The sequence below is a fragment of the Arcobacter sp. genome (assembly GCF_050300555.1).
Classification (GTDB): Bacteria; Campylobacterota; Campylobacteria; order Campylobacterales; family Arcobacteraceae; genus Arcobacter.
On sequence record NZ_JBNKXY010000197.1, the window covers coordinates 1 to 635 of the forward strand.

The 635-nt window shown below is 40.0% G+C and carries 2 protein-coding genes; one reads left to right on the forward strand and one right to left on the reverse strand.

Annotation, left to right across the window (positions count from 1 at the left end; all coding sequences use genetic code 11):
• Window positions 1–424: hypothetical protein (locus tag ACQY5W_RS13270; RefSeq protein ID WP_428025448.1), on the forward strand; the 424-nt coding region annotated here is incomplete at its 5' end.
• A gap of 13 nt (window positions 425–437) precedes the next feature.
• On the opposite strand, the gene ACQY5W_RS13275 is transcribed toward ACQY5W_RS13270, so the two are convergent.
• The coding region (locus tag ACQY5W_RS13275; protein ID WP_428025449.1) for a hypothetical protein at window positions 438–635 on the reverse strand (198 nt) is incomplete at its 5' end.

Here is a 635-nt window from a genome sequence, read left to right on the forward strand (position 1 = left end):
CAAAGGTCCCGATGGCGCATCTTACTCTATTGATAAGTATGATAATGGTGATAAGGTTGTCATTGATGAGATTAAGCGGTTCAGGGATGCTAGATGTGTTACTCCTCCAGAAGCAGCGTACCGGTTATATGGTTTTTCTTTATATCAAATGTATCCGCCTGTCCTTCAGCCTACATTACATTTACTAGGTATGCATATGGTGGCATACAACAAAAGAGATGACCTGCGTAATGTTATCAACCGTGAGCAGTCACAGAAGTCCATGTTGACCGAGTACTTTTGGATGAACAGAGTTGACCCATTTGCACATAGCTTCTTGTATAGAGAATTTCCAGAACAATATGGATGGGATATATGGAGAAAGAATGGCTTCGAAGAAAGCAAAGAACACAGATTGGCAGGATGGTGTATGCATGTCCTGTAGAAGGAGAAAGGTATTACTTGCATGTCCTTCTGAACCATGTCGGAGGAGGTAGTTCTTTCAATGACCTTAAAACTATAGGTACTGCATTGACCTCTTTCCATGATTTATTTTCACCCAATATATCTTCATGTTTGTGGTGATACGTCACAAAAACTCTCCATGGTCTTTGTCTGGTTATATCTTTCTCTATCGTATATTTCTGGATTCGTTT